This is a genomic window from Seonamhaeicola maritimus, assembly GCF_008056315.1.
GTDB lineage: Bacteria > Bacteroidota > Bacteroidia > Flavobacteriales > Flavobacteriaceae > Seonamhaeicola > Seonamhaeicola maritimus.
On the sequence record NZ_VRKQ01000012.1, the window covers coordinates 100361 to 123244 of the forward strand.

A 22884-nucleotide genomic window follows, 5' to 3' on the forward strand; every position below is an offset into this window, starting at 1 on the left:
TATCTATAATGAATGTAAAAAACAGGTATTTAATGGTAAATTAAGTGTACCTCACAGTACGAAATAGGGCTTAAGAAAACCCAAAACCACTTACTAATTATTGATTTATTATTTCCTAATAATTTTTCCTGACTTTACTTTTACCCCACTACTAGAAATTGAATAAATATATAATCCTTGAGTAAGTGATGAAATATCAAATGAATTACTTGCAGCACCTTTAAAACTAAGCAACTGTTTTCCATCAATGGCATAAATATTCACATTTACATCTCCATTGAAACCTTTAATGTTTAATTCTCTTGAGGTAGGATTTGGATAAACAAAAACTTCGTTAGTCTTAAAGTCATCTTCTGTACTTAAAGAATTAGGATTAGGATCCATGGCCATATACCAGCCACTACCTCTTGTAGAGGCATAATATTTACCGGGAATGGTATAATCTATGGCAATATCATTAACGCGGTCTGACTGCCCATTTCCTTTATTAAACTTTACCCAAGTTTGTCCTGCATCTTTAGATAAGAAAGTACCGGCATTTCTTCTATCAACATTCGTATTGGGTAAGGTAGACACCATTATGGTCTGTGTATCTAATTTTGACACTTCAACTCTATTGGTCCAAGGGTAATCAAATATTTTAGTCCAAGTAGCCATATTATCATCGCTCACCCATAAACCGCCGTCGTCAACACCAACATTTTTAAAACCAGCGGTGATATAGGCCTTACCATCTTCATCAAAATGGATATCATTGATACCCGAGGCACCAGATATTGCTGTAGTTGAAACTACTTCAGCCCAAGAAGTTCCGCCATTGGTAGATTTAAACAATCCGCCACCACTATCTATAACAGCAGCATACAAAGTATTGCTGTCATTAGGATCGAAAGCTATTCTGGCCACATCTAAAGAAGTTGGCAAGCCTGTGTTTATTTCTGACCAAGTTACTCCCCCATCTGATGATTTATGGACACCCCAACTTTGACAGCTATCACCAACCCATTCTAACTTTAAACTGGATTTAGGTACACAGAAATACATGTTATTTGGGTTATTCTTATCAATCATTAAGCCTAATTGATGTACGGCCTGATCACCACTTCCTGGAGGTGCTGGGTCCCACGGTTGCGGGATTGGAGTACCAATAGAGGTCCAATCTTCACCGGCATTGGTGGTTTTATATACTTCTCCTCTACCAGCTTGCCTAAAGAAGGTTGCAAACCAAGTATCCTTATCGGTTGGATGTACGGTTACTGAGCTTACTGAATGTTCTTGCCTAACGCCATTGTTATTATAAACAAGATGCATCACTGACCCACCTTGCGCACCAAATCTAACCGTTTCTCCTTCATCATTGGTAATCCACAAACTATTTTCACCAGAAGGACAAAATACTTTCCCCGGCCATAAAGCCGATTGGTAAAACCCGTGCCCCGGCACATTACTGTTTCCGGCGCCAACCCAACCATTTAAAGTTGACCCAGCTTCATCTGCTTCTTCATCATCAATATCCACCCAAGTATCGCCTTTATCATATGATACAAAACCCACCTTAGCTAATTGTGTATAAAGGACCGTACCATCTGCGTTAAACTTTGTGAAATTGCAGCCTTTTCTTTCGTAGTTATCTCTATTGATCCAATCACTTTTATATTTCATGGTGATATTGGTTCCTATGGGGTTGTTCCTTTGCGTTACCCAAAAAGCATCATGTATTCCATTGTTCCAGTTTTTACCATTTCTAAAAGTCACGATCCAACTAGTTCCGCCGTTTGTTGTTCTCCATATTTGTCCTGGACCAAAATTTCCTTTGGATACATTTGAAAAATCATTAACCAAATAGACATTATTTACATCATTTGGATCCACGGTAATCATATTGAATCTTGAGGTAATATTAGTTGGTAAAACTGGATAAGCAGCTTCAGCAGCAGCTGTTGAAGCTAGACCGAAATAATGGGCCACAGACTGATAATAATCTGTTTCAACATTACTATCACCATCACCACTAAAAGTGTTTAAGTCAAGAGCTAAATTACTGCTTACATTAGTCCAAGTCTCTCCCCTATCTGTGCTTTTAAAAACCCCACCTTGATCATTCTCAACGGAATTCCCTCCTGAGGTAGCTTTCCAAGTAATATTGCTTAAAGCATAAATAGTTATTTGATTGGTTGTGGTGTCATGGTGTAAATCCATAGAACGTATCATGTCATTATCTATACCATTGGATTTTAAAGACCACGTAGCACCACCATTTGTGCTTTTATAGAATCCGTAATTGGTACCAGCGTATATAATTGAATTATCAACTGGATCTACTAAAATGGTTTCTATTTCGGTATCCGCACTGGTATTCATTCCAGTATTTGATAAAGTCCAGGTTTGACCTTTATCTGTACTTTTCCAAATTTTACCATTTGCAGAACCATCAAGATAAGCTCCTTTTGGATTAGATTGAGGATAGGATAAACGAGCATAATCTCGTATTCTTCCAGCACCTAAAAACCAAATACCTTCATCGGATGGGTCTACTGCCACAACAGATAAATAATTAGAATCTATGGTTGTCGATTCCAGAAGCGTCCAAGTTTTCCCTTTATCTGTTGTAGAGTAAAGGCTTCCTTTATATTTACCCGTACAAAATCCAAAATCAGCATCTTGCCTTGAAAAATCTAATGAGTACATTTCAACAGGGCCACGGTATACCGAGTTGTACGAACGGGCATCCTCATTCATAATGGTTTCATAGGTAAACCCTTTATCTGTTGAGCGATATGAATTCCCCATATTCGGACTTGTATAATGCGTATTTGGATCTGTGGGATGGGTATAAAAGCACCTGTTATTACCACTCATTCCAGGACCAAACTGCACCCATTCAATAGTAGGCTCTGAAACAACATCTATTGTTTTAATATCCACAAAGAAACCTGATGGAGGCACTATTTCTTCAATTAAAAAATCATCAAAATAATATTCTCCTTCTCCGCTTGCAGTTGGTCTAAACGTGAACAATATATAACCTCCCGTATCATTTTTTTCGGGATTAATGATATCTTCAAACTTTACCCAATCTGTAGCTGTTGTGGCATTATTAATTACATTATCTCCATAAAGATGAGCTCCAAACTTAGTTCCACCACCTTCAAATGTTTTTATATGTGAATCGTTACCATTATCAGGAGAAATCACTTTGAAATAATATGAAACTCTATAAGTTTTTCCAAGTTCCCAATTGATATTCTTTAATGTCCATAAATTCCCTTTTTGTCCGCTAGCACTAAACTTCACGTGAAAGCCATTATTACCTGTTCTTTTTGATGCAGTTGTTATAGCAAAAACGTCCAACCCTGTACCACTTGTAGCCACATCCCACTCTGTTGCTAAACTATTTTCAAATCCACTGCTAAATATTTGTGAAGAACCGTAAATTGGCAATAAAAAAAGAAGTAAACCAATACTCTTGCAAAACGTAAAAATCTTAGCCATTAATCTATTTTTAATTTAATTGATGTAAAATTAATACTTACAAAAACCTTAAAAAGCAGGAAAATGAATGAAAAATATAACAAATGGGTTTTTTAATTATTTTGAACTAAAAAAGACATCCTTTTCGGATGCCTTTAAACTCTATTCATCAGAAATATTATTGTTCTTATTTCTTCTCTATATACACGTAATAAGCTACATTTTCTTCGCCTTCAGCATTGAAAAAACTTGCGTTCATTTTAGTTTTACCTGCTTTTAAGTGCACTCTAAAATCAGCCGATTTGTCTTCATTAGAAACCGCTACAGTTTCATTAATGCCATCCCCAATTTTTATAGATGCTTTGATGTAATTTAATTTTACACCTTCAACGTAGTCATTATGTAACCCTGGTTTTTCCTCTTTGGTAATTGCCGGAACCGTTCCATTAATTAACACATCAGCTTCAATTGGATATCGTCTTAAAGACACCTCATAATCGGCTTCTTCTTTTACGTCAATACTCCAATACCCCTTTCCTTTGCTTCCACTTCTAATATATCTTTGATTCCATGGTTGACTACCATTATCGGCATGCACATCATGACATGTAAGCGTAATAGGGTTTTCTTCTGGAATTCCTACTTTAAAATAGATTTCTTCATCAAACTGAACGGATACTTCCTTCCACCAGTTTTCATAGTAAGCCCTCATTTCTTCTACTTTTTCAGGATATCTTTCCGCCAAATCGCGCTTTTGACCCTTATCTATTCCAAGATCATATAATTCCTTACCATTAACTAATCTCCACTTATTTTGCATTACTGAAGATTTCCTCCATTTTTCAGGCACTTGAATTCTTTGAGAATCGGTAATTAACATTCTATTATCTCTTTTGCTTGGGTCTTCAATGAAAGACACCAAACTTTGACCTCCCAATTCCAAATGGCCTTTTGGCAGATCTATTCTACACAACTCTGCCAACGTAGGCATAACGTCTAAATTAGCTGACAACTCATTGATATCTGTACCCGAGGAAATATTGCCATCTTTCCAATGGATAAAAAATGGGACTCTATGACCTCCTTCATATTCACTTCCTTTGGCACCTCTCATACCAGCATTGAAACCGGTTACTTTCCCTTTTTTATTATAATACCCAGCTGATGTTCCATTATCTGTCATAAAAATCAGAATGGTATTATCAGCAATCTCTAATTCTTTTAAAGTTGATCTTAGTTTTCCTAAATTATCATCAACATTAGTAATCATACCATAAAAACGCTTTTGAGTATCTGCCAAAACATCATCACCTAAATCTTTATAAATATTATAATAATTTAACGGTACATGATATGGACCGTGAGGTGCATTAGTTGATATATAACAAAAGAATGGCTTTTCCTTATTCTCTCCAATAAACCTAGTCGCTTCCCTAAAGAACACATCGGTACAATAACCTTCATATTTTTGAGGCTTTCCGTTATGGAAATAAGTATCATCAAAATAAGTATTCCCCCAATAATCTGGGGTTTGATCAACACCACCACCACCGTGCATCACTGTTTCTTGAAAACCTCTATGTTCTGGTCTAAACGGATAGTTATCACCTAAATGCCATTTACCAAATCCACCTGTTACGTAACCAGCTTCGGTAAACATATCTGCCATAGTTTTTTCTTGCTCTCTTAATAAAGACCAACCTCCTACGGTATGCCATACTCCCACAGCATTAGCATATCTACCAGTCATTAAACCAGAACGAGTTGGTGCACATGTTGGCCCTACGTGAAAGTCTGTAAACCTATAACTCTCATTATACATTTCATCCATGTTAGGCGTTTTAATAACGGTATTCCCATGCGCTCCAATATCACCATAGCCTTGATCATCTGTAATGACAATGATTACGTTAGGTTTTTTAAATTCTTCTTTAACTATTTTAGATTTTTTATCTGAACAGCTTACTAATATAACGGCTATTGCAAATAGACTATTTATATACTTCATGAGTAGTTATTTTGATAAATATGTTAGGCTTTTAGCAAAACTAAAAATTTAGAACTGCTAGTAATGCATCAAATGTTTTAATAACTATTTGATATGGTTAAAAAAAGCCTATGATTTCTCATAGGCTTTTAAAATATATTAATCTTTTATATGCAGATTTATTTTTAAGAGTTTATTACGTTAGAAATGTAATCTAGTTTTCTTTCTAACTCTTTTACCTTAAGAATATCTTTATCAATTTTTTCAATATCAATATTAAACTTGTATTTATGTTCTCCCTGGTCCATAAAAACAATTGAGTTAATTATCAGTAATGCTTCTGCTGCTTGTTTAGATTCATATAGTGCTTTAGTCATAACTTCAGCTGGTTCTGTATGCTTTACTAAACCTAAATATTCTGCAGCCCTAACTTTATTAATTAATTCTGAATCATTTTTTGAAATATCAATAATAGTAGATACAAAATCTTTAGCCTGTTCTTTAAAGATGCTACAAGTAATTAAACCCCAATAGCGTTCCCAAGGATCACTAGATTTTAAGCTTGCATCTATTCCTGATTTGGCTTCTTCAAAGTCTAATAAACTTAGGTTTGAAATATCTATATAACGTTTAATATCTACCTTGTGCTTTTGTCCAAACTCTACTGGGTTATCAAAAGCATTTTCAATTAAAAAATGTTCTGGATAGAATGATAAATCAGGCATGCTCTCCACCCAATTATTTAATTTCCCTCTTAATTCCAATAAAGTTTCTTTAAGGTTTTCATTATTGGTAAGGTTTTTTGTTTCATAAGGATCTGCCTCTACATCAAATAATAACTCCACTGGTCTTTCTTTGAAAAAAGCTGATTGTACATCATTAAGTTTTCCATCTTCATACAAATCTGCCCATTCTTGATATGCTAATTGCTTATATCTGTAATTATTCATCAAACCATCAAAATTAAATGGCTGATAGCTACGCATGTATTTGTATTTTCCTTTTCTAAGGGTTCTAAGCATATCATACTTTTCATCAAATCTATCGGCATAACCATAGGTTTCATCGCAAGTATTTAGATAGTCTTCAGTTACATTTTTACCCATAAATGGTTTTCCGTCCATCCCTTCAGGAACATCCACTCCTGCCAAATTCAACACGGTAGGACCAAAATCTTTAAAACTTACAAAGGCATCTTCTCTTCCTCCTATTTCAGCATTAATCAAATGTTTATACTTTTCAGGAACTCTTACCACTAGTGGTACGTGTAAACCAGTTTCATAAATATAACCTTTACTACCTGGTAAAACACCACCATGATCTCCGTAATAGAATATAATGGTTGAATCCATTAAACCGGCATCTTCAAGTTCCTTAACTACATCTCCTAATTGCTTATCAATATGAACCATTCTGTCTCTGTAAAAAGCGTTGGTATACTTAAACAAATCTGTATTGGGATGATTTGGCTGTACAAAAACAGTATTAACATCTGTTACAGTTGGGTTATTCTTCATCTTTTCTTCAGTGAAATGAAGTCTACTTTCATGTGAATCACCTAAATTAAAAACATGAAAAAATGGCTGCCCTTCTTTTCTATTTTTCCAAGTAGCATTTTTTGAAGAATCATCCCAAACGCTATCACTTTTAACCAAATTATAATCTTCTTTGGAATTGTTTGTTGTATGATACCCCGCTTGTCTTAAATAAGCTGGGAACATTTCCAATCCTTCTGGCATAGGTACTTGTTGAATTTTTCTATGGAATTGGGCCCCAATTCTTGGTGTATAACTACCTGTAATAAGTGTTGAACGCGCCACACTACAAACTGGTGCATTTGAAAAGGCATGATTAAAAACCACGCCTTGACTAGCTAATGATTCTATATTAGGCGTAGCAACACCATTTTCATCAAAAAGTTTTATATAATGTTTTGAATTGTCTTCTGAAGTAATCCAAACAATATTTGGAGCTGGCAGTTCTGCTACTTGCGTTTTACAACTCTGAATTGTTAGAAGAATTAATAAGAAAAATAATAATTTAAAAGCGGTTTTCATTGTATTAATTACGTGTTTAATTGATGCCGAAAGATACTTTAAAAAAACCCTTGAGGCAATTCCCAAGGGTTTTAATATTATTTACAAAAACTATACAATTTAATTTTATGGTCTGTAGTCTTTCTTATAAATTTTAAAGTCATCAAAGTATAATGAATAAACTGTTCCTGAAGTAGGTACGGGTTGGAATCTTATACCAACATTACTTAATGCACCTGGAGTAATTTCAACTTCAACCAGCTCCCAAGTATCCTTAACCGGATCACCCGTTGTAAACCATCTAGGGGTTATAGCTCTATTACCACTTCCTAAATCATACCAGATTTTTTCGCCTGCATCTGCAGCTCTAAAACCGGCATCAAAATCAACACTTGACGGGATATATCTCATATAAGAGATGATATAAGTTTCTCCTGCTTCATAATTAAGATCCCTGCCAGATTCAAGTCTTGGTTTGTCATTAGTCATTTTAAGGCTTTGAGAACCTGAGTAAGCTTGTTCTGTACTAAACTCTACCGTAGCTCCGGCTCCACTAGCTCCTTCAAACCAATAGTCTCCTAATGTTCCTTCAAGCCCTCCATCTGTATACAGATTCATAATATAAGGCTCAATAGTTACAGCAGTAAAATCTGAAATAGCACCACCACCAATAGATCTTATGTCTCCTGGACCTGTAAACGCCATTGTAATAAAATCATCTTGGTATGCACCTTCGACAATTGTAATATCTAGAATCATTGGATCTGAACCGTTAACAGCAACTGAGTTTACTGTTGCAGCACCTCCGTTAAGCATTACAATAAAACCTGCTGCAGGATCTGCAGAACCAGAGATTGAAGCAGGATCTATTTCTTGATCAAAACCAACTTGGATAATATCTCCATCAATTTCAACAATGCTTCCCATTTGAATCATAGGTGTTGGCACATACACGTCAATGTCAACATCAGAGAATGCTTCAAGTGGTCTTAAATCAAATGATTTAAGTAAATCACTTGCTCCATCATAAGAAATAGTAACCGTTTTACTAGCATCTTCAGGAAGTATAGGGTCATCTGTTAAATCAACCAATAATTTATTACCATTTGCATTTCTTGTAATTGATGTGATTACTTTTTCTACACCATCAACTTCAACAATAAAATTATCTACAACAGCTCCTTCTAGCGGCATAATTTTATGGCTTAAAGTTACCTCTACCACATCCATATCAGTCTCAACAACAGTTCCTGTTTGTGTTAAAGGAACAGATAATGGCACAACATTAAATATTGTTGGAATATCATAAGAATTTTCGCTTTGTCTTAGCGTTTGTGTTCTATCCCTAGTCGCTTTTAATTCTACACGAAACTCACCTAAATCATTAAAGGTTATGGTATCAATAACGCGTTCATCTAACACTACCCTTTCATGGGTTCTTCTTTGTACATTAGTTTGGTTTTCTTCATCTTCTTCAAGCGTGTGCATTCTCCAAACTGCTGTATTAGGCCTTGCATTATTGTCTGCTAACAAACCACTTAAATCTTCAAAGATCATTTTATCTCCAAATACAACCGTAATGGCCTCCGTATTTTCGTGATCTAAAACGGTCTCGTCTAAATACCTTACTTGTGGTGTAGCCCTTACCGTATCATAAACATCAATGGTAAACCAGTATTCTGCAACCCATTTGTTATTTATTTTAACGGTTTTAATGGTATCCTCTATTGTACTTGCTGTTGCAGAATCCCAATAAGCAGGAAATCTGAAAGATGTAGAATCTGGAAACACACCATAATACCCTACTTGCGTCAAAGAATCCCCTTTTTTCCATAATACATGAACTGTTTTTTCAGTAGAAATTTTTTCATTTGAAGGTTCTGCTATATATGCATCGTGGTTATCCAAATTATTAGGTATTGGTCCCTCTAAGAAAAACGCATTATCTGGAATTCTCCATTCTTGATATTCTGCTCCAGCTGATAAATCAGAAAAGGAGAAAAATCTATTCACCTCAGATTCTCTTGTTGCCGATGCTCCGGATGTCCAGGTAATTGATAAATCTACAAAAGAACCTGGTGCTTCGTATTCCTCGTCCTTACTACACCCTATAGAAACTACCAGAAGTAATAATAACAAGAACAATGATTTTAATATATTTTTATTTTTTTTCATAATCTTATATTTTGTTTTAAACTTTCAGTTTTTTAATCTGAAACTTTAAATTATTGGTCCCAATTTAAGTTAGCATTAATCTCATCTTGCGGAATTGGAAGATAAGAGTGTACATCTTCAATGAAATTCTGTGATCCAATTAAGTGGTCTCTTAAAAAAGGTTCATTAGTTCTTCTATTACCATTTATTTGAAGGTTTGTTGGTACCCTAAATGCATAATCAGGAATAAATTCACTATCGGCAAAAGAGTCATAAGAAGGTATCACACCTGCAGGCATAGCAAAACAACGCCATCTGGTTGGGTTTTTTCCCATTCTGTTATTTCTAAAATGCCAAGCATCATATTGGAACTGTGCTATATACTCTAGCTGTTGTTTCCAAACACCCCAACGTCTTAAATCAATGGTTCTATCTCCTTCTAAAGCTAACTCTAATGGTTTCTCTGTAAACCTTAAATGTTCCATTAAGTTTGTTAATGTTACCGCTTCTTCTCCATTTGTAAGATCTAAATCAATATCATTGTAATAAGTAGCTGAACCTGCAAATTCTGCACTAGGGTCTGAAGAACTTCCTAGTAATATTAAGTGCGAACGCTTTCTGATACGATTAATATATCTTAAAGCTTCTGAAAGGTCTCCTTTTTCTATCATGCACTCGGCATATAAAAGATACACCTCAGCCAAACGCATTATTGGGATATTAATATCAGACCGATTATCATATTCAGGTCCCTCTAATTCACCAACACCCCCATTATTAGTAGTCCATCCTGTAAACTTCTTAATAAAGTTTGGATATTGTCTAGCATGAGTAGCTGCCATTTGTTCTCTACCATATTCTGCCATCTCCACACCGTACATTGGTGTATCTCTATCATCAACAGAAGATAATGAATTAGCCATTCGCCAACTATACATTCTCACTACATTTTCGTGTACTCCTATTAAGTCACCACTACTGTCATAAATATTTCTATTCACCAAATTTGCTGGGTCTGCAGGGTCCGGTCTTTCATTTCTATATTTCTGAGTTAACCAAGACGTTAATTGCACCTGATTTCCATCGTTTAAACTATGACTGATTCTTTGTGCCAAGTTTTGCTCATCAAGACCTAAAGGATTGGCATCATAAGAATAATTAATCTCATATATAGATTCATTATTAAACTCGGCTTGACCTGTTAAACAATTGGCTAAATCATCTTGCAATTCATAAGTATAGTTATCCATGACATTTCTTAAATACACCTCTGCACTTGCAAAGTCATTGTCATTCACAAAACTTTTACCTATTAGGGCTTCACAAAAACCACCAGTTATTCTGCCTAAATTACCACCACCAACATCGGCTTGCCACGCATTATAGGTTCCTGGTAAATTATCTAACCCAAATTGAAGATCTTCTCTGTAAAATGCTTGTACCTCGTCAGATGATGAGAATGTTAATTGAAACTCATCAAAATCTTTTGGAACAGATCTAAATATAGGTACTGAACCATTATTATAAGAGTGATGCAAGGTATAATAAAAATATCCTCTTAATGCTCTTGCTTGTGCTAATATTAAGTCGGCAGTTTCATCATTTGATGGGCTCAATCTATCATAAGCATCAATCACCTGATTTGCTCTAAACACACCTAAAAAACAAGCATCCCATTTATTTTGAACTTGGTTTGTTGATAAATCAAATGTTTGGTCGTGTATAGGGTTACCAGTTGCATTACTTCTATGAGAAAAAGGCACTGCAATATCAGTACGCGTATAATCCCATAAAATTCCTAAAATATCCTCGTCTCTCATGGCTGCATATACTGCATTTAAACCTGTGTTTAAATCTGCTGTACTTTGCCAAAACGTACCCAATGTCAAAGCATTTGGGTTCACTTGATCTAATTCATCTACACATGCCTGAAATGCACAGGCAAAAACAAGTAGAGGAATTATTCCTTTTAAAAATGTCTTTTTCATCGTTAAAACTATTTTTTTAAATTCTATATGTATATTTTCCATCTTCATCTTGTTAAAATTAAAATTGAAGTTGGATTCCTGCCTTAACCTGAGAAGATAATGGATATCTTCCTTGGTCAATTCCACGAGTACTTAATCCGTTACCTCCTACTTCCGGATCAAAACCGGTATAGTCTGTTATAGTCCACAAGTTTTGTCCTTGTATATATAATCTCAATTTGCTTAATCCTATATCTTTAAGCAACTTTTTTGGTATAGAATACCCTAATGACAAGTTTCTAAGTCTCACAAAATCACCGTCTTCCAAGAAAAAGTCAGAACCTCCCCTATAAGACCTGGTGTTGTTTCCGTTGTACCAAGGAATATTAGCATTTGTGTTATGCTCTGTCCAAGAATAGAATAAATCTCTATGTACACCTCCTTGATAAGAATAAGCTTTACTACCATTCATTACTTCTGCTCCAAAAGCCCCGTACCATTGCATAGAAAAATCAAAGCCTTTATATCTGGCAGAGAAGTTTAAACCCGTTTCAAAATCTGGTGTACCACTACCGGCATATACTCTATCATTATCATCAATGGCTCCATCTGCATTTTGGTCTACATACATTAACTCACCCATTTGAGCACTAGGTTCTATTAGCCTATATTCTGCTAATTGTTCAGGTGTTTTTATAATACCTGCTGTTTCTCTTAAAAAGAAAGCTGCAGCCTCATACCCTTCTGTAATTACCGTAACTATTTCTCTAGTACCTCTGTCTGAAATATAACCTCTATCTAGGTAAATGATTGGATTATTTATACTGGTCTTTGTAACCACGTTTTCATTTGTAGTAAACGTACCTGAAACATTCCAACTAAAGCCTCCATTACCTCTATGGTTATATTTTGCGGCAAGCTCAAACCCTTTGTTTTCCATATTACCAACATTAAACACCGTGTTTCTGAATGCACCAGATACACCCGTAGATGGTGGATTAACAATTTGATATAATAAATCTTTCTTTTCGTTTTTATAAATATCGGCCGAAATAGTAAATCTGTTTTTAAACAAACCAAAATCAAACCCTAAGTTTTGCTCAACATTGGTTTCCCATTTAAGGTTTTGATTGGCATATTCTAATTGCGTAGTACCCAATGCGCCTTGTTCATTACCAGCATTGTTTAAATCACCTGATGGACTATTACTTCCAAACACATAATCTCTAGCAGGCTCTACAACGGCTTGATTACTATATGGCGAGAACCTGTCATTACCTGTTGTACCGTAACCCGCTCTAATTTTAAATGAGTTAACTACATGCTTAAAAGAATCCCAAAATGGTTCTTCATCAACATTCCACCCAACTGAAACTGAAGGAAAGAATCCCCAACGGTTATCTTCACCAAATTGAGAAGACCCATCATATCTACCACTGGCACTTAAAAGGTATTTTCCAGCGAAATTATATTGTAATCTAGCAATGTTGCCTATTAAGGTTCTTGTGAAATCTTGACCTCCTGAGCCTATATCCCAAATTAATTCGTAATTATCTAAAACCGTAATTGCAGGGTTTAAATTATTTCTAACTTCTAATTGATAGCGTTCATTTTCAGATTTTTCAAATGACGTCCCCAATAGAACAGTAAAGTTATGATTTCCAAACTGTTTATTATAAGTAGCAAACTGCTCTGAAGTTAATTTTGAGGATGTAAGATCTGTAACTCTTTGAGAAGTAACATTATTAGGGTTATTAATTAGATTACCTTCTGTATTATAAATATCATATCTAGGTACGATTCTTACCCATTTCTGATCATTATATGTAATACCAAAACGACCAGTAACTTTTAAAGCATCACTCAAATCTAATTCAAACTGAATATTTCCAGCATGACTATTTCCTGCTCTATTTTCCTCAGTTTTAATACTCCTTAAGGCATTAGCCAAAGCTCTAGCTTCATTAAGTCTCCAATCTGCTGTTGGATCTTCTGTACTGACCTCTGAAATATTTGCTATGGTGTTAGCATCTAAATCTACTGCAGGCTTAAACGATTGATAATCTCTAATTCTATTCATCATTCCAGGCCATGGCACCAATTTATCATCTCTTTTAAATGTTAAACCTGTGGTTATTGTCCATCTACCCTTTGTAAACTTGGTATTAGAACGCACATTGAATCTTTTATAATCTGAATTATAAAAAACCCCTTCTTGTTGAAAGAAGTTAGCATTAAAGTTATATGTTAAGCCTTCTTTACCACCAGATACATTAACAGAGTGGTTTTGAATAACCGCATTATCATTTAATAAAACGTCACCAATATCGGTGTTATTAGTAAAGTAACTTGAATTTCTATGAATATCACCATCTACCCCACCTTGTGATTTATCTGTGTTTAAGGCTCCTCTTAACAAATGAAGATATGTATACTCTTCCTTTGTCATATTATGGAAAGTAGATGCAATTTGTTGTTGACCGTATTCTGAATTTACACGAATATCCATTTGACCAACTTTACCCTGCTTAGTTGTAATTAAAATTACACCACCCGCTCCACGTGTACCATAAATAGAAGCAGAAGCAGCATCTTTTAATACATCAATAGATTCAATCTCACTGATACTTAATTGAGGATCTGAATCAAAAGGAATACCATCTACAACATAAAGTGGACTATTTTGTCCATCTATAAGAGAACTGAATCCACGAATTAAAATATTAGCTTCTTCACCAGGTGCACCAGAACTAGAAGTAATATTTACCCCAGAAATTTGACCTTGAAGTGCTGCTCCAATATCAGAGGTGGTTGTTTGCTCTAACACTTCGGCTTTTACTTGCACCACCGCACCAGTTAATTCCTTTTTCTTTTGTGTACCGTATCCAACTACTATCACTTCATCTAACGTAGATAAATCTGTTTGAAGCGTTACATTAACAGTTGTACGTCCGTTTACAGAAACTTCTTTGGTTTCATACCCTAAATAACTAAACACCAAAACTGCATTAGAATTGGCATCAATAGTATAGTTTCCATCAAAATCTGTAACAGCACCTTTATTAGTGCCTTTTACTAAAATACTTACTCCTGGAAGTGGTTGGCCTTCTGCCACCACATTTCCATTAATAGTAATAGTTTGCGCATTTGCAAAGCTAAAACTCAAAAAGCATATGGTCAGTGCAACAAGGAGTTTAGACTTGCAATAATAGAATAATTTTAAATTCATTATTTAGTTCGTTTAATATTAGTGTAGCAAATGTTTAAATTTTAACCACTATCGAACTTTAGATATGAATTTAATTTTGTTACAAATGGGTTTATTAGGATTTAAACCCTTTAAATACCTCAAATTTCAAAAAAATAGAACCTAAACAAATAGGGCTAATAAAACAAAAATAAATATGAGAAATTACTCTAGGGATTGCGCCTTTTCAGACTTAATTTTTTTGATATAATCTCTAGGTAGCATACCAAACTGTTTCTTAAAGCATTGTGAAAAATATGAAGAGGTATTAAATCCAGTCATATACATAATTTCCTTTACAGAAAAATCACTTTGTTCTAAAAGTTGAACAGCTCTTTTAAGACGAATATTTCTAATAAATGCACTAGATGATAGCCCTGTTAACTCCTTAAATTTAACATATAGATTACTCCTACTTAGCCCCATTTCTTTCACCATTAGCTCTACATTAAAGTCGGTATTCATCATATGCTTTTCAACAATTTCTATAGCACGTTTCAAGAATTTTTCGTCTAACGAAGTTACCGTAACCTCTTCCGGCTGAAGGGTTATTTCCCTATTAAATTTTCTTTTTAAGCCTTCACGATACTTTAAAATGTTATTCAATTTTAATTTTAAAATATTTATATCAAATGGTTTTTTAATATAACCATCTGCACCAATCTTCAATCCTTCAATTTCACTTTCATTTGATGATTTAGCTGTCAACATTATCACAGGGATATGACTTGTTTCACTTTGATTTTTAAGATTATTACACAACTCAATACCATCCATAATTGGCATGATAACATCTGTTAATACAAGGTTAGGAATAATATCTTTTGCTATTTCTAATCCTTCAGCACCATTTCCAGCTTCTACAATTTTAAAATCATCACTTAATGCTTTCTTTATGAAGGACCTGATATCCTTGTTATCATCAACAACCAACAAAACAGGTAATTTAGAGCGTGTATTTGATATTTGAGAATCTGCCAATTCATCATTTAAATGAATGGCATATGAGTCTTGCTCAGAACTCCTTACAAGAAAATCACTTTCAGATTTCTCTTTAATACTTATCTCGGGTATTTTCTCGTAGGCTGTTTTCTTTTGAGGTAATTTTACAACAAAAGTAGTTGATTCATTAGGTTCACTTTCAACCGCAATGGTACCTTGATGAAAATTTATTAAATTTTTCGTAAATGCTAAGCCAATACCTGCGCCACTTTGGAAATTACTGTTTTTACTTTTGTCCTTTTTGGTGTAAAAACGATTAAAAATATTCTCTACATCCTCTTTACTGATTCCTGCTCCAGTATTTTTTACCTCAATAACAACAAAATCTGAAGTATTGGCGCTTTCGTCTATTTCCCTTGCAATATTTATTTCAACTTCTCCACCAGCCGGTGTAAACTTAAAGGCATTAGAAAGTAAATTTTTAATGATTTTCTCTAAGGCATCATGATCAAACCAAGTCTGAATACTCTTATGAGGCGACTTTATATTAAAATCAATGTCTTGCTTATGGGCAATGAATTGAAAAGGTTCACCAATATCTTTAATAAAACTAACAATGTTGGTATTACGAAGTACTAGCCTCATTTTACCTTGATTGATTTTCCTAAAATCTAACAACTGATTTACTAACCGTAGTAAATAGTTGGTGTTTTTAAGCATGACTTGACATTGCTCTTGAACCTCTTCATTATCCTTAGTTTTCTTAGAACTAATTAAATAATCTAATGGCCCCTTAATTAAAGTTAACGGCGTTCTAAACTCATGTGAAATATTAGTAAAGAACTCTAATTTAACCTTTTGCAATTCTTCTTTTTGCTCTTTTTCAAGGTGTTCTAATTCCAGTTGGTGCTTTCTGGTAGTTCCTATAATAGTGTACTTTCTAAAGGCCAAAAGAAGTCCTATGGCTAATAGCGTATACAAAAAATAGGCAAAATTAGTTTTCCAAAAGGGAGGAGATATATAAAGACTTAACACACTAGGTGTAGGATCCCAAACACCATCACTATTAGATGATTTTACTTTAAAAGTATAATTCCCAGGTGAAATATTGGTGTAATTAGCAAATCTGTTATTAGATAGAGATGAAACCCAATCTTTATCATAACCTTCTAATTTATAAGAAAATTTATTTTTTAGTGGCGCTTCATAGTGCAGCCCTGTAAACTCAATAGTGAAACTGTTTTGATTGTATTTTAAATCTATATTTCTTGTATAATTAATCGCACTATCTAATACTACCGCTTTACCATATTTCTCTCCAACATCAACTTTTTCATTAAATATTGAGAAGCCTGAAATTACAGTTTCGGATGGTAAAATATTATCATTTATTCGACTTGGAGTAAACACATTAAAACCATTAATACCGCCAAATAACAGTTCACCATTAGCCCGCTTAAAACCCGCAAGCTCCTGAAACTCATTATCTTGAAGCCCATCATTAACATCATAATTCTTAAATGTTTCGCTTTCTGGACTAAACTTAGATAGTCCTTTATTAGTTGACAACCAAATATTTCCCAAATGATCTTCTAGAATAGATTTGACCACATTATTTGGCAATCCATCTTTTTGAAGATATCTCACAAATTTTTCATCCAAACCATTTCTAGACGGTGTGAATTTATTTAAGCCGCCACCAAAAGTACCTACATAAATATCTCCTGAGGAGTGTTCATAAATTGGTAAAATATAATTATGACTTATTGTTGATTCGTCATTAGCAACCGTTTTAAAAACATCAAACATGGGCTCTTCTTCAAGTAATTCTCCGTAATCTAGTCTAGATAAACCATCACCAGTACCAAACCAAACATTTCCTTTACTGTCTTGATAAATATTTCTAATAATATTACCAGAAATACTATTTGGATTTTGAACATCACTCTTAAAAACTGAAATATCAAATTCTCCCTTATCATTCTTTACTAGTCTATAAACTCCTCCTCCATACGTACCAAGCCAGAGGTTATCATCCATATCGTTTAAAATGGTAAATACACTATTAGATGTTTCCAAAAGCCTTTCCACCCTAGTATTGTCTTTTTTTAATGCGTCTTCAATATCCAACATAAACAAACCTCTTCTGTTACCATCACCAATAAGTAGTTTTTTTCTGTTTTTAATAGTTAGTTCCTCTAAAGCAAAAGCTCTATTTACTGACTCAAATCTTTTAAATATGTTGAAGTCATTTGACTGAGATTGTGGTAATACATTTAAACCCCCACCTTCGGTTCCAATCCATAAATTACCATAGCTATCTTCAAAAAAAGACCTTATTTTGTCATAACTTAAGCTATAGGTATCTAAAGTCTTTTTAATATGAAGAAACTGCTTCTTTTTTGGATTCACCTTATTAACACCGCCACCGTTAGTTCCTATCCATATAATACCTGTTTTATCTTTATAAAGTTCTTTTATAAGGTCTTTACTCAAACTATTGGGGTCTACAGGATTATATGTAAATCGGTTTATCTTATTTAAAACTCTGTCTTTTTTGTTATACTTGAATTGATGTAAACCATTATTTGTACCAACCCAATAATGCCCCTCATCATCAATAACTAAACTTTTGGTTGCTGTACCCATTAATGGTTTAGCTTTTCGCTTCTTATATTTTAAGCTCTTTTCATATAACCCATTGGCAGCACCAATAAGAAGGTTTCCTTTATCATCTTCCCCTAAAAATGACAAACTTGAATTATGAACATCATTATTGTAAAATTCTCTAATTAACTCAAAACTACCATTTTTGGTTTCTTTAACTTGAAATAATTTATTAGCGCTTATGACCCAAATTCCGCCTCTTGAATCTTGATAGATATTTCTAAAAGCGTGCCTGTCCTCAGTAAAGAAATGTTTAAAAACTGGGGTTTCTGTATCACTATCATCAAGCAAATTTAGTCCACTATCTGTTGATACCCATAACCGTTCTTGATTATCGATATAAACAAAACGAACAAAATCACTATCAATAGATCTTTCATCATTAGGATTATGATTAAATTTTGTAAAAGTCTCTGTTTTCTTATCAAACTTATTAAGTCCACCGCCGGTAGTTCCAACCCATAAATTTCCTTTTTTATCTCCAGTAATAACAAATACTATATTACTACTAATACTTTTAGAGTTATTAGGATTTGGCACATAATTAATAAACTTATAGCCGTCATATTTATTTAATCCATCAAAAGTACCAAACCACATAAAGCCTTCGTCATCTTGATAAATACAATTAATATCACTTTGTGACAAGCCTTCACTAGTAGTAATACGTTCAAAATTTATATTACTTTGGGCTCTACAAAATAAGACAGAGAGCAATATAAAAACGCTAAATAATATGTGTAAAAAATGTTTATTGATAGTCATACTTAGCATGGTTCTTATCAAATATACAATCAAAATATTATCTCCATATCCCCAAAAAGGCATATTTATTTAAAAAACCCATTTGTAACTTAATCTGAATCATTTTTCGCTTAATCTGAATCATATGTCCTACACCTTGCTTCATTTATGGACTAAATTTGCAACATGGGCTATTCAATTTTAATTTAACTAATTGAGGTAACCTTGGTCTTAAAAATAAAAACATCGATTAAAATAATAGGTTATATGTTATTAAAAAGTAAAATGCGTCTTTGTTCAATGGCGTTGGTTTCAAGTTTGATTATTTCTTCTTACGGACAAAGTGAAAAAAAGAAATCTTATAAAGAAACTTGGGAATCTGTAAACACAGTAAATGCTGCACCAGACTGGTTTAAAGATGCTAAATTTGGAATTTACGCCCACTGGGGACCTGTATCTAATGCCTTTGTAGGAGCAGACCCAACGAAACACTATGCAGGATGGCACGGAATGAAAATGTATGAAGATGGAAAAAAGGTAAAAACAAAAAATGGGAAACCTACTAATAACTACATTCATCATAAAGATAAATATGGAAACCCAAAAAAATATGGATACAAACATATTATAGAGGAGTTTGATCCATCTGGATTTGACCCTAAAGTTTGGGCAGAATTATTTGCCAAATCTGGCGCAAAATTTGCTGGCCCTGTAGCAATGCATCATGACAATTTTGCCATGTGGGATTCGAAAGCTACTAGATGGAATTCTATGAATTATGGAGGTATTGACCCATCAGCAGAACTTAAAAAAGAAATTGAATCCAGAGGGATGAAATTTATGGGGTCTTTTCATCATGCTTTTACTTGGAAATATTTTGCTCCTTCACATGCTCATGGAGGTATCAATCCAAAAGACTATGATTTATATACTAATCCTCATTCTGTTGATTCAGATACCCCAGATGAAGATTTCTATGAAGATTGGTGGGCTAAATTAAAAGAGTTTATTGATGTTTATCAACCTGATTTAATTTGGTTTGATTGGTGGTTAGAAAATATGACAGAAGAGTGCCGAACAAAGTTTTTAGCCTACTATTACAACAAAGGATTAGAATGGGGTAAAGATGTGGCTGTTTGTTATAAAGAAACTACATTTAACGAAGATGCTGCTATTAAAGATTATGAAAGAGGTCGCCCAAATCAACCTAAAGAAAACACATGGTTGACGGACACTTCACCTGGAGCATGGTTCTACAGACCAGGGGCTGTATTTAAATCACCTAACCAACTTGTTGATATTTTAGTTGATATTGTATCGAAAAACGGTTTAATGCTATTAAATGTTCCACCAAACCCAGATGGATCTATTCCAGATGTTATGGTTAACTTATTAACTGAAATGGGGCAATGGCTAGAAGTTAATGGAGAGGCCATTTATGGCACCAGACCTTACACTGTTTTTGGTGAAGGACCAACGCGTTTACCGGAAGGCGGTCATAAAATTGAAAAACTTAAAATAGCATACAATAACAAAGACATTAGGTTCACAAAGAAATCTGATAAAGTTATATATGCTATTGTCATGGATAAGCCAGAAAAGGAAACCATTATAAAAACATTCACAACACAAATAGGCGTTTTAAATTCAAAAATTGAAAAAATTGAGCTACTTGGAAGCAATGAAACTATTCAATGGGAAAGAAATGAAAAGGGCTTAGTTATTAGTGCTCCTAGCTCATATCTGTCTGATTATGCCCATGCTTATAAAATTACTTTAGAAGGTTATACTGAAAATGATATCGGTGGTGATACTGCTGCTCATGTTGATTAATTATATTGAATATCCGTAATCAATCATAAAGTCCATTGTCAACCTGAACTTGTTTCAGGTTCTCAACCATAAAACATCAATATTCACAGGTGTTATGGGATGCTAAAACGAGTTCAGCATGATACCAAAAATAACATTATGACACAAAACGGACATTCACTTAATTGTTAAACAAAACCTTATTACAAAAAACGGTTTCACCATTTTTTTTAGAACTCCTACAAGATCACTCAAGACTTGTAGGAGTTTTTCTAATTACATCCAGATTTTATTCTATTTTTTTGGCATATTATTAATTGTATTCTTTTTAATTTCCTACTTTTTTCACAAAACAAACACAAAACACTGATTATTAATATTTTACATCATTTTTATATATTTTTAATTTGTATTTTGACGATTTTTTTTGCATTTCATAGATATTATTTAAGATTTTTATCCTATATTCGTCCACATAAAACGCATTGATATTAAAATTAGTCTATCATTCAGGTAGGTAATTATCGTAATCAACTGTTTTATAAGTAATTAATCCTATTGTAAAATATTAGTACCCGACTATAGAATAAAAAGGTATTTTAACGAGTATTTTAGCTATTTAAAGATCGTAGTAATAATTTTACACCCCTCGTAAAAATTTGGTTAATAGCACATGAACCTAAAACAGTCTTATCTATTAAGAAAAAGGTATTCTTAATAGGTGAGTTATTAGTACGACGCCCTAAATATTAACTATTTTATGAAGAAAAATTACATTTTCAAATTTCTTTGTACTCTAAGCCTTCTATTATTATGCAGCCCCGTGTTAGCTAATAATTTTTATTTAGACCGAAATCTTACACCTGCAAATAATAACTGCACACCTTACTATGGATTGATTTCTGATTATGCTAAGGTGTTTGGTAATGATACTTATTCTTTTAAAAAGCTTTCTAGCGAAAAAAAAATAAGTTTTTTTAAAAATTCTGGAATAAATTCATTTTCTGAAACTGTTGCATTTTTTTTAGCTGGAGATTATAGGTCTTCTGGAGGTGGTACTGGAAATTGGACTGACCCTAATTCTTGGCAAGCAGATTATGGAGCGGGGTGGGTTAGCGCAACAGATTATCCTGGACAAAACTCTGGAACTAACAATGTCCTTTTACAATCTGGACACACAATAACCATTGACACAAATTTCACCACTCAAACCATGGTAAATGTTGTTGTAAATGGTACACTGGATTTGAATCCACCAAATCCATGGCAAGCAAATCTAAATACAACTGATATTACAATTGATGGTTCTGGAGCATTATTAGATTTTTCTGGAGCTCAAGCTAGTTTAATTTTACCAGCAAACGCAGTTGTTTCCTTTTCTAATGGTGGTGATATAGTTGGTTCTTGTACGCCCAATAACGAAATAATAATTGGAGGTAATCAATTTGCAGCGTGTAAAAACCCTGCTGTAAGCTCTTATACTTTTGGAGCTGTTGTCGCAACTGGAGGAACGTTACAAGCCGTTATTTCTTCTCCTGGCAATGGAGGTAGTTATGAAGCTTGTAGTCTAATTAGCTTTTCTGGCGGTTTCTCTGGCCCAGGTACAAGTATAGATGCTAACTGGTTTTACACTGATCCAAATGGAGATTTTTTTCAAATTGGTACAACTGACACTTTAGTTGATGAAAATGATAGTACAAATGGTTCATTTAACCCAACGATAGTAGGTCAATATGTGTTGACTTTAGAAGTTACAGATGGTAGTCTTACTAATGCAGCAAATATTGTTTTTGATGTTACTGCTGATGTGACTGATCCTGTAATCTCATGCCCAAGTAATGTCTCTGTAAATGCTGA

At 33.9% G+C, this 22884-nt stretch carries 9 protein-coding genes; 2 read left to right on the plus strand and 7 right to left on the minus strand.

The genetic code is table 11. The features are described 5' to 3' along the window. Positions 1 to 108: 108 nt before the first annotated feature. The 7 genes from FUA22_RS13570 to FUA22_RS13600 form a co-directional block, all read right to left on the minus strand. Positions 109 to 3492, minus strand: coding sequence for a T9SS type A sorting domain-containing protein (locus FUA22_RS13570; protein WP_147769141.1), 3384 nt, complete (start codon positions 3490 to 3492; stop codon positions 109 to 111). A gap of 166 nt (positions 3493 to 3658) precedes the next feature. After that, positions 3659 to 5479, minus strand: a complete 1821-nt coding sequence (locus FUA22_RS13575) for an arylsulfatase (RefSeq protein WP_147769142.1) — start codon at positions 5477 to 5479, stop codon at positions 3659 to 3661. A gap of 164 nt (positions 5480 to 5643) precedes the next feature. Then, positions 5644 to 7515: a sulfatase family protein gene (locus FUA22_RS13580; protein WP_147769143.1), complete on the minus strand. Its 1872-nt coding sequence runs from the start codon at positions 7513 to 7515 to the stop codon at positions 5644 to 5646. 105 nt (positions 7516 to 7620) lie between these two features. Next, positions 7621 to 9669, minus strand: a complete 2049-nt coding sequence (locus FUA22_RS13585) for a hypothetical protein (RefSeq protein WP_147769144.1) — start codon at positions 9667 to 9669, stop codon at positions 7621 to 7623. 50 nt (positions 9670 to 9719) lie between these two features. Next, complete coding sequence (locus FUA22_RS13590) at positions 9720 to 11636, minus strand: RagB/SusD family nutrient uptake outer membrane protein (protein WP_170309922.1); 1917 nt, start codon at positions 11634 to 11636, stop codon at positions 9720 to 9722. A 58-nt stretch (positions 11637 to 11694) separates the two neighbouring features. Continuing rightward, a complete protein-coding gene (locus tag FUA22_RS13595) occupies positions 11695 to 14781 on the minus strand; it encodes a SusC/RagA family TonB-linked outer membrane protein (RefSeq protein WP_170309923.1) in 3087 nt (1028 codons plus the stop codon). A 246-nt stretch (positions 14782 to 15027) separates the two neighbouring features. Further along, on the minus strand, positions 15028 to 19299 hold the full coding sequence (locus FUA22_RS13600; RefSeq protein WP_241664831.1) for a hybrid sensor histidine kinase/response regulator transcription factor: 4272 nt from the start codon (positions 19297 to 19299) through the stop codon (positions 15028 to 15030). Positions 19300 to 19482: 183 nt separating this feature from the next. Between FUA22_RS13600 and FUA22_RS13605 the strand changes: the two genes are divergently transcribed. Beyond that, entirely contained in the window at positions 19483 to 21048 is a 1566-nt protein-coding gene (locus FUA22_RS13605) for an alpha-L-fucosidase (protein WP_241664832.1), read from the plus strand. Positions 21049 to 21787: 739 nt separating this feature from the next. After that, a partial coding sequence (locus FUA22_RS13610) for a hypothetical protein (protein ID WP_147769147.1) occupies positions 21788 to 22884 on the plus strand: 1097 nt, incomplete at its 3' end.